Origin of the sequence: Lishizhenia sp., assembly GCF_033720595.1 — a bacterium.
Taxonomy (GTDB): Bacteria; Bacteroidota; Bacteroidia; order Flavobacteriales_D; family Crocinitomicaceae; genus Lishizhenia.
In genome coordinates this window covers 1-9612 of the sequence record NZ_JAWWCF010000114.1, presented here as the reverse complement: position 1 = coordinate 9612, position 9612 = coordinate 1, and the positions used below count along the sequence as shown (strand labels likewise).

Sequence of the window (9612 nt, the reverse complement as noted above, 5' to 3'; positions counted from 1 at the left end):
TGGGGGGTATTCAAGTACAAATAGCCTAGGTGGTTTTGATGGGTATTTGGCCCGTTTGGATTTTGCAGGTAATGTAGTATGGGATACTTTAATTGGAGGAAACGATTGGGATAGAATCGTGACGGTAAAAGCAGCTTCAGATTCTGGGGTAGTTGTATTGCTAAGTACCAAGAGTTTTGGTTCGGGAGGAGAAGATTGGTGGATGCAACGTTATGATAAAACAGGAACCTTGGAATGGGAGAATTTATTTGGGGGAGTGTACGATGATTCTCCTCGAGATTTTGAAATAGCAAATGGTATGATTTACGTGGTTGGAAGTCATTATATAGAAGACTCTGCCAAACACAAGGGATGTGTCTATTTTCTAGATGATGTAACGGGGGCTTTGATCAGTTCTGATACCCTCGAAATAGCGGGTAATTCTATTGTTAACGATATTAATATTTTTCCAAACTCTGTGAATTTCAGTGGGGCGAATTATGAAGGAGTGAAGGATAGTTCAAATATGATCTATGGTACAATTAACACTCTTGGTAACTTTGCTTATGTCGGTCAAGAAAATTGGATAGGGTATGAAGCGTCAAATTGTTTTGCTCCGTCGTATGATTCAACGCAATTGTATATAAATAAACAGGCGGCTTTTTCACCGCATATTCCTACGTACCCAGATGGTGAGGAAGATTCCGAAATCTATGCGTTTTCTCCGAGCTATAACTTTTTGTCATCATTTACTAGCTTTAGTAATTCAGGGGTTGATAAAACACAGAGCATCATCGCAACAAATGATGGTGGTTTTGCTGTAATTGGGCATCAAGAATATTATAGTGATAATAAGGCTAGTTTGTTTCTAGTGAAGGTAGGACCGAATGGGGAGTCTGTTCCAATACAGAGTCCGGATGTTGTTAATATTATTGGAGCTTCATTATCGTTAGAAAATAATGGGGTAAAAGAAGATTTAGAAGTTTACCCAAACCCTTTTCAAGATAAACTTACAATTAGGCTTGATGGGATAGAAAGCATTGATAAAATTGAATTGTACAACGCTTCCGGCATACTTGTCAAGAAAGTAGAATCAGTTCATGAAATAAATGAGTTGGATACTCAGGATGTGTTACCTGGAGTTTACTATTTAAACCTTTCCAATCAAGAATTTAGCAAGGTGGTTAAATTAATAAAGATGTACTAGCTGTTTTGTACCTTTTAGGAGTGAATAATAAAGTAGTATTCACTTCCTTCTTTAAAATGAGAACAAAACTCTTCTTCTCGTAATGAATTGTCTTTTTTTATGAATCTTTCTAAAGTAGAAATATTCATTTCTAAATTCTGTTGAATAAATACGTACAATTCCTCAGGAAATGTATTGTAAAACTCACTCGCACCCAATCCACATTCAAAAATAATGAGAGGTTTAGATTTTTTAATTGTGGCTTCAGCTCCTTTCAAAACGTTGAATTCCGCTCCCTCTACATCAATCTTAATTAAATCAATTTTAGTGTCAGTAGGAATAATGTCATCCAGTTTTTTTAATTGAACTTGGATTTTTTCAATTTCCGGATTTTTGACTTTGTAATCACGTTGTTTTAACCCACTATATGCTGGGGCATTTTTTACAAACTGAAAAGAAGAGCTTCCCTCTTCATTGGAAAGGGCATAAGGGTATATCTTGTATTTAGAACCGTATTTTTCTTCAAGCTTTGTGTAAAAGGATGGAATGGGTTCAAAAGCAAAGTGACTTTGCTCGGGCGCATTATTAATAATTAAATCAAGAATTTCTCCTTTGTGTGCACCAACATCTATACAAACAGATTTCTTGTGGATGTATTGATTAATAATCTGTTCTGTATATCTATCGTACTTCAGGTTCTGAGTAAGGTCTAAGTGAAGTACCTTGAGCACGTTTTTAATGGCTGTTTTGGTGGTTGTTTTAATGTCCATAGTGAACAATTATACGAATAAAAAATGAGCTATTCACCAGGGTTACCAGTGAACAACATCCTCTTTAAACCATTTATCTTGTACTCTTAATGTTTGCTCAATAATGTCGCGCACAGCGTGTCTACCTCCGTTAAACGGACTTTGGTAATCTGCAATCGCTTTAATTTCAACAGCTGCATCTTGGGGGCAAGCAGATACACCTACTTTCTGCATTACTGCATGATCTGGTAAATCATCACCCATATACATTACTTCACTATCTTCAAAGTTATATTTTGCTTTCAAGTCTTCGTAAACACTTAATTTATTCGAGCTTTTTAAGCAAACTTCAGTGGCTCCAAGGTTCAGAAGACGCTTTTTAACAGCTTCAGAATTTCCACCTGTAATAATTAAAACGCGCATTCCCATTTTTATAGCATACTGTATTGCGAAGGCGTCACGAGAGTTTAGTGTTCTCACTACTTCATCCTGAAAGAGAATTACATCTCCATTGGTTAAAACACCATCAACATCAAAAATTAAAGTAGTGATGTTAGGTAAATTTTCTTTATAACTTCTCATGATATTTTTTTTGTATAGAACTGCTTATTATTTGATAGATATCTTTCTTATCCCCACTAAGTTTACTCAAATGTTGATCAATGATGTTTTGATCATTCCTGCGCGCAGGACCTGTTTGAATTTCTTCGGGAGTGTTTTTCTTTAGTTTATCGACGGCGTTAAAAATGAGCGGAAGTAAGTGTTCGAAATTACCTTTACTATCTTCCAATAATTCTTTTGCCAAACTGTACATGTGATTGGTGAAGTTATTAGCAAAAACTGCTGCAAGGTGAAGTTCGCTTCTTGTATTGCTGTCTGCATACTCTACCTTTCTACTAAGTTTCCATGCTAAGTCAAAGAGTTCTTCGCCCAGATCCATGTTTTTAGCTTCGATGAAAAATGGGACTTCAAAAAGATTTACTTTTTTACCTTTTGTAAAACTTTGTAGAGGGTAGAAAACACCAACTTGTGGATGGTTAATGTCTTTAAGATTTACACTTCCACTCGTATAGGCAACCTTGTGATGAGGTGCGATCTTCTCGATAACCCCAGGAGTTTGGTCGTCATTTACGGCCACTAAAACAAGGTCGACGTTACTTTCGTTAAGCGCTGCTAAATCTTGGTAAGCTTTGATGTCAAAGCTTTGGGCAAATTCTTCTGCGTGCGTGTAAGTACGAGAATAAATTCCACTGATTTCAATCCCTTCGGCGCGCAATCCCTTGCACAAGTGCCAAGCTACATTTCCGCTCCCTATAATTGCAATTTTCTCCATTTCTGTCGATGTGGAGTCAAAAGTAGTAGTGTAGGGGAGAACTACCTAAAAAAATCTGCAATTTCTACGACTTACCCAACTGCTTTCAGTATTTTTGGCGCGGAAATGACACATAATTAAGGAGGATGGAAAAAGTAATAAGAGGTATATTTTCTATGGGAGCGATGACGCTCGGATTAGTAGCCTTTGCCGTGGCAATAGGTTATGCCACATTTATTGAATCAAGTTATGGAACACCAGCATCAAAAATTGCAGTTTTCAATGCTACGTGGTTCGAGATTTTACTGACTTACCTTTGTTTTGCACTTATCGCGAATATATTTCGTTACAAAATGTACAAGGCAGAAAAGGTAGCCATGTTCACTTTCCACCTTTCTTTTATTATCATTATAATCGGTTCTGGGGTAACGCGTTTCTTTGGTTATGAAGGAATGATGCCTATTGCAGAAGGAGAGTCTACCAATATTATTTTCACAGCTACTCCTAATGTTCAAGTTAAGATAGATGATGGAACATCGGGTGTTCAATACAGAGAAGCTCGATTTTTATCTGAAGCCTATGACAATCCTTTTGAGCAAGAAATTCAATTTGGAAATTACGCCCCTATCAATGTGTCTTACGTAGATTACGAAGAGAATTTAGTGAATGAATTAATCAGTAATGATACCACTACAGGAACCGTTTTGGAGTTTGTAGTGCGCGGACAATCCAAGTTTTTAAACGAAGGAGAAAGTATGCTTATTGGTACAGAAATTCTTGCTTATGAAGATCATACAGAAGGTTTTGTTCCAGATGTAAAATTATTTTTCGAAGGGAACACGTTGATGGCACAGTCGTTAAAATCGTTCAATCGCGTGAATATGGCTATGTTAAGCGTAGAAGATAGACAAACAGGTAATGTCGACTCAAACGCTATATTGAATGTGCCTTCGGATTCTGCAGTTGAATTTGCTCCAAGATATTTATACCAATTTACTGGCGAGCAAATTATGTTTAAAGCCAAGCACAGAAACTCGGCTTATACGGAAGTTAGATCGAATAAAAAAGATGCAGGAACGAATTATCTGACCATCAAAATAGAACAAGATGGAAAGTCAGAATTGAAAAGATTGCCTTATCAAAATGGATCAGCAATAAAAGAAATTCCGTTTCAATTTAATGGTTTAAATTATATGGCAGGTTATGGACCTGTACCCGTTGAATTGCCTTTCTATATTAAATGTAGAGATTTCCAATTGGATAGATATGCAGGTTCTGATATGGCGAGTTCATATGCCAGTGAGGTGAGCGTAATAGATAGCGTTAAAGGAGTACATAAAGATCAACGAATTTTCATGAATAATGTAATGGATTACGGCGGTTTCCGTTTTTTCCAATCGAACTATTTTCCAGACGAAACAGGTACGATATTGAGTGTGAATCACGACTGGTGGGGAACAAATATCACCTATTTAGGATACTTGTTAATGAGTATAGGAATGGTACTTTCTTTAATAGCACCTATAAGTAGGTTTAGAGAGTTGAATAAAATGATACAAAAATCAAGAGAGAAACGTAGTCAGTTAATGTCTGTTGTTGTAGCTCTTTTCTTTTCAACATTGGCATTTGGCCAAGATGCAAAAATTGAAACGCATTCTACCAATGGAGATAATGAAAAGGTAGAGTTAAGTGAAGATGCACATCAAGGGCATGATCACAGTGATCACGATGGGCACGACCACGCTGGACATGATCATACGGGGCACGATCACGCTTCACACGAAGGACATAACCATGCTCCTGCTGCTACAACGCAACAAGAAGTACCTGCCGATTTCAATTTTGAATACATCAGTGAGCAACATGCGGAAGAATTGTCTTCTTTATTGGTGCAAGACCTTCAAGGTAGAAATGTTCCCTTCCATACTTTGGCAGACAAAATGCTCCGTAAAATACACAGAGCACAAACTTTTGAAGGACATAATGCCGTACAAGTAGCAATGAGTTGGTTAATGGCGGGACCAAAATGGGTGGATAGACCTGTTGTTTATGTATCCTCAAAAATTAGAGATTCAATCCATACCGAAAAATACGCTTCTTTAAAGGAGTTATCGCAAGAAGGTGCAATAGGGAATTTCAAATGGTTGGAAGCATATAATACGGCGCACAACAAACCAGACTCTCGTAAAAACGAATTTGATAAAGAAATTATAAGACTAGGTGAGCGATTCAATTACCTCTTCAACTTCACCAACTATTCCTTCAAATACCTGAAGGTAGTACCTGTCAAAGGAGATGTAATGGCAACTTGGATGATTCCTCATTTAGATTGGGAAAAGAAAGATGAAGAAGGGATGAGTTTGTTGATGGATTATTTATCCTTAACTATTCGTTCTAATGATAGCGAAGAAAATCAAAACCAAGCCTTAGAAACTTTGGCAGCCTTAAAGAAATACCAAAGAGCGGAAGGTACTAGTGTAGATACGCCATCAGAGTCTGAAGTAAAGATAGAAATCATGTACAATAACATGAATATCTTTAAGAATACACAAAATGCATACTTGGTAATCGGTCTGTTGTTATTGATTATTTTCTTTATCCGTACGTTAACTGTTCCAACACAACGTTCAGAAAAACTCTTTAAGAGAATTTCTTTACCCTTCATTATTTTAGGAGCTATTGTATTTTTATATCACCTAGTAGGGTTGTTTTTTAGATCATACATTACAGGAGAGGTGCCTTGGACGAATGGATATGAAGCTATCATTTACATTGCTTGGATTTTAGTAATGGCAGGTTTCATCTTTATTAAAAAGAACCCTGTTATTTTAGGAGCGTCTATCATTTTGTCTGCTTTACTTTTATTTGTAACTGAATTGAATTTGTTAGATCCCGAAATCGGAAACATGCAGCCGGTATTGAAATCATACTGGTTAATGATTCACGTGGCCATAATTACTGCCTCTTATGGTTTCTTGGGCTTATCGGCAATTTTAGGATTGGTAAACATGGCTTTATACTTAGCGCGTACTCAAAAAAATGGAAAGCGTTTAAACATGAACATCAACGAGATTACTTATGTTTCTGAGATGACGATGACTGTAGGCTTGTTCATGCTAACCATAGGAACTTTCTTAGGAGGTGTTTGGGCCAATGAGTCTTGGGGACGTTACTGGGGGTGGGACCCGAAAGAAACTTGGGCCCTTGTTTCTGTGTTGACGTATGCCATCATTTTACACTTGAGGTACATCCCTGGTTTAAAAGATAAATTTATCTTTAACCTTGTAAGTTTATGGGGGTATGGATCTATAATCTTTACCTTCTTTGGAGTAAACTTTAAATTAACCGGGTTACACTCTTACGCACAAGGAGATGGAGTAGCAGAAACTCCAGAATGGGTATACACAACAGTATACATCTTTTTAGCGTTTTCTTTATTAAGTGGAATCCGTTACTACATGTTTAAGAAACAAAAATAACAGATGAGTAAAGTAGATATACTAGCTATTGGAGCACATCCAGATGATGTAGAACTGTCTTGTGCAGGAACCTTATTAAAAGAGAAAGCAGCAGGAAAGAAAATAGCAATAGTAGATCTCACGGAGGGTGAATTAGGCTCACGTGGTACCGTAGAAACAAGATATCAAGAAGCAGCAAAGGCTGGTGAAATATTGGGGTTGGAGGCACGTCATAATTTGCGTCTAGCCGATGGTTTTTTTGAACACACCAAAGAGAATTTACTTTTGCTGGTAGAACAGATAAGAAGATTTCAACCAGAAATCGTTTTGGCCAATGCTGTGAGCGATAGACACCCAGACCATGGAAAAGGAGCTAAGTTCATTTCCGATGCTTGCTTTCTAGCAGGATTGTTGAAAATTGAAACTGAGTTTGAAGGTGTGTCACAAGAAAAATGGCGACCAAAAGCTGTTTACCATTACATACAAGATAGACATATTCATCCTGACTTTGTGGTTGATGTTACCCCATTTGTTGAAGAAAAGTTTGCATCCATCTTTGCCTATGAGACACAGTTTTATAAAGCGGGTACGGAAGGACCAAAAACACCTATTTCTGGAAGAGAGTTCGTGGAGTTTTTAAAAGGACGTATGCGCGAATTTGGAAGACCAATCGGCGCTGAATTTGCTGAAGGGTACACAGTAGAACGCACTGCCGGAGTAAACTCTTTGTTTGATTTAATTTAGCCTTTGAAAAATCCCCGTAAGCATATCTTATTTTTATGCAGTTGGTTTCCGAATCGAGAGAAACCTCTTGAAGGGAATTTTATTTTAAAACATGCTACCTATATTCAGCGTTTCGCAGATGTGCACCTTTGCTTTGCTAGATCCTCTAAAGAAAATAAAACGAAGTTTGAGGTGGAGGAATCTAGTATCGAAGGAGTAAAGATTACCAAAGTTTACTACAGAAGTTCAAGTCTTCCGCTGCTGAAAAGTTTTATTAATTTGAAACGGTACATCAAAGCACTGAAAATTGCTTATGCTAAAGGGGAAAGAAACTATGATTTAGCACATGTAAACGTTGCATTCCCTGCCGGCTTATTTGCACTGCATTTAAAAAGAAAATATAAACTTCCCTATATCATTACCGAACATTGGTCAGGGTATTTATCGGCGACAAAACTTTACGAGAAGAGTTCCCTCTTTGTGAAGAAGTTACATCAGAACATTTTTAAAGAAGCCCAAAAAGTATTTACAGTTTCTAAAACACTTGGTGAAGCCTTGCAGCAAAACCAACTCATCAATGAATTTGATACCTTACCGAATTATATTGATCTAGATCTTTTTCAACCTCAATCGGAGAAATTGTCCAAGTTTACATTTGTACATGTTTCTACGGTAGATGAAGCAACCAAGAATTTCAGTGGCATCCTCCAAGCGCTTGCACAATTGAAAGAGGAGGGTTTAGGGTTTCAATTTAACTTGGTTGTGGAGGCAAATACTGAACAAGTGAAGGCTAAATTAAACGAATACGGCTTAAGTGATCTTACCAAATTGTATAGCTATATAGACGCTGCAAAAGTGGCAGAGCTTATGGGGCAAAGTCATTGCCTTATACAATTCAGTAATTTCGAAACTTTTTCTATAGTGTTGGCCGAAGCGTGGTTAACCGGTTTACCTTGTGTATATAGTAAATGTGGCGGTTTAACCGATGTTCAAGACCCTACTTTGGGAATTCAAGTAACACCTAAACAAGTGGATGAGCTCGTAAATGCTCTTCGAAAAGTAATGCTTTCTATAGAAAACTATTCACCCATTGAGATCCATAATACTTCCAAGAAATTTCTAAATCCTACACAAATAAAGGATAAATATTTACGTATTCTGTCTTAAAATTACCGTTTAGAAATTCGTAACGAAAAATTTAGGTTTTTTTAAGGCGCGCATAATTTGTTTTATTAGTTTTAGAATGCTAAAACAATATCAATAAAGTTATGAAGAAAAAATTACTATTAATGTGTAGTGTTTTGATTACCTCTTTGTCATTTGGACAGGTAATCTTTTCAGTTGAAAGTCCCGCTTCCATAGGAGGAAGTAAGGATATGACTTATGCGCCAACATCTACTTGGACAAACACTCCAGATTTAACGGACCCAACAAACGCTGTCTTAGGTACATTAGCTTTTGCTAAAGATGCATCAACTGCAGACTCATTGAACTGTATGCAAACAGTTTCTAATGTTTCTGGAAAAATTGCCATCCTTTACCGTGGAGCGTGTGAGTTTGGAACAAAAGCATTGAATGCTGAGCAAGCAGGTGCAATTGCCGTAGTTATTATAAACAATCAGGCCGGTGGACCAGTTGGAATGGGAGCTGGTAATGATGGACCAACGGTTACAATTCCAGTTGTAATGATTGGAGATCTTGATGGAGCTGCAATTGTAAGTGAAATGGAAAATGGTCCTGTAGATGTTTTCATCGGGAACAAAACAGGATACTATCCAAATGATTTAGGATTGAAAGCAGGTAATGTAGTAAGAGCACAACATTACGCTACTCCGCAATTATTAGCACAAAATGATACGGAATTTGATGTGCAAGTAGGAGCATACGTATACAACTTTGGTTCTAACGATCAAGCAAATATTACATTGAATGCAACAGTTACCTTAAACGGAACTACGCTTTACGACGAAACATCATCTGCATTTTCATTAAATGCTGAAGATTCAGTTTTTGTTTCTTTACCAGTATTTAACGAACCAACTTATGCTCAAGGTGAGTATGAATTAGTTTACACTGTTGAGTCGGGTGTTGCAGATGACTATACAGGTGACAATGTGATTGGAGCTAATTTCCAAATTACAGACAGACTTATTTCTTACGCAACATTAGACGCAAACGGATTGCCAAACAACAGTGGTGGTTTCC

General features: G+C 37.2%; 8 protein-coding genes. 5 read left to right on the top strand and 3 right to left on the bottom strand.

The window, feature by feature from the left end:
* Nucleotides 1-1186 (top strand): T9SS type A sorting domain-containing protein (locus R3333_RS09175; protein WP_318958491.1); only part of this gene is annotated, 1186 nt, incomplete at its 5' end.
* Nucleotides 1187-1200: 14 nt separating this feature from the next.
* Here the strand turns inward: R3333_RS09175 and R3333_RS09170 are convergent.
* The 3 genes from R3333_RS09170 to R3333_RS09160 are packed head-to-tail and all read right to left on the bottom strand — an operon-like array spanning nt 1201 to nt 3247.
* Entirely contained in the window at nt 1201-1935 is a 735-nt protein-coding gene (locus R3333_RS09170) for an FkbM family methyltransferase (protein WP_318958490.1), read from the bottom strand.
* 42 nt (nt 1936-1977) lie between these two features.
* Nucleotides 1978-2496: a KdsC family phosphatase gene (locus tag R3333_RS09165; RefSeq protein ID WP_318958489.1), complete on the bottom strand. Its 519-nt coding sequence runs from the start codon at nt 2494-2496 to the stop codon at nt 1978-1980.
* Nucleotides 2483-3247 (bottom strand): Rossmann-like and DUF2520 domain-containing protein, encoded by a 765-nt coding sequence (locus tag R3333_RS09160; RefSeq protein WP_318958488.1) that lies wholly within the window; start codon nt 3245-3247, stop codon nt 2483-2485. Before R3333_RS09160 ends, R3333_RS09165 begins: the two co-directional genes overlap by 14 nt.
* A 125-nt stretch (nt 3248-3372) precedes the next feature.
* On the opposite strand from R3333_RS09160, the gene ccsA reads away from it, so the two are divergent.
* From ccsA to R3333_RS09140, 4 genes are all read left to right on the top strand, one after another.
* The gene (ccsA, locus tag R3333_RS09155) at nt 3373-6705 is read left to right on the top strand and encodes a cytochrome c biogenesis protein (RefSeq protein ID WP_318958487.1); all 3333 of its coding nucleotides are present in this window, start codon (nt 3373-3375) and stop codon (nt 6703-6705) included.
* A 3-nt stretch (nt 6706-6708) separates the two neighbouring features.
* Entirely contained in the window at nt 6709-7428 is a 720-nt protein-coding gene (gene bshB1 / locus R3333_RS09150) for a bacillithiol biosynthesis deacetylase BshB1 (protein WP_318958486.1), read from the top strand.
* Nucleotides 7429-7548: 120 nt separating this feature from the next.
* On the top strand, nt 7549-8574 hold the full coding sequence (locus R3333_RS09145) for a glycosyltransferase family 4 protein (protein WP_413468681.1): 1026 nt from the start codon (nt 7549-7551) through the stop codon (nt 8572-8574).
* 101 nt (nt 8575-8675) lie between these two features.
* The coding region (locus R3333_RS09140) for a PA domain-containing protein (RefSeq protein WP_318958484.1) at nt 8676-9612 on the top strand (937 nt) is incomplete at its 3' end.

Excerpts from the sequence above, each read along its gene's own strand:
- R3333_RS09170 (WP_318958490.1), bottom strand. The coding sequence starts at position 1,935 with ATGGACATTAAAACAACCACCAAAACAGCCATTAAAAACGTGCTCAAG.
- ccsA (WP_318958487.1), top strand. The coding sequence starts at position 3,373 with ATGGAAAAAGTAATAAGAGGTATATTTTCTATGGGAGCGATGACGCTC.
- R3333_RS09165 (WP_318958489.1), bottom strand. The coding sequence starts at position 2,496 with ATGAGAAGTTATAAAGAAAATTTACCTAACATCACTACTTTAATTTTT.
- R3333_RS09160 (WP_318958488.1), bottom strand. The coding sequence starts at position 3,247 with ATGGAGAAAATTGCAATTATAGGGAGCGGAAATGTAGCTTGGCACTTG.
- bshB1 (WP_318958486.1), top strand. The coding sequence starts at position 6,709 with ATGAGTAAAGTAGATATACTAGCTATTGGAGCACATCCAGATGATGTA.